Annotated in this window: 1 protein-coding gene; it reads right to left on the bottom strand. The window is 68.1% G+C overall.

Annotated features, from left to right (window positions below; all coding sequences use genetic code 11):
• A partial coding sequence (locus PA598K_RS34810; RefSeq protein ID WP_148092049.1) for a response regulator occupies nucleotides 1-238 on the bottom strand: 238 nt, incomplete at both ends.

Raw genomic sequence — 238 nt, 5'->3', positions numbered from 1 at the left:
TGCTCGGTCGCCGGCGGCTCCGTATGCAGCGCGCGCTGTCGGAGCGAGGCGCGGATGCGGGCCAGCAGCTCCTCGATGACGAACGGCTTGGTGATGTAGTCATTGGCCCCGAGATCGAGTCCCGATACCTTGTCCTCCACCGAGCCTTTGGCCGTCAGCAGCAGCACCGGCGTCTGGCTGTCGGCCGCCCGGATGCGGCGCAGCAGCTCGATGCCGCTCAGACCCGGCAGCATGACAT

The sequence above is a fragment of the Paenibacillus sp. 598K genome (assembly GCF_003851045.1).
Classification (GTDB): Bacteria; Bacillota; Bacilli; order Paenibacillales; family Paenibacillaceae; genus Paenibacillus_D.
The sequence above is the reverse complement of the archived record's forward strand: the minus strand, read 5'-3'. Positions and strand labels throughout refer to the sequence as shown.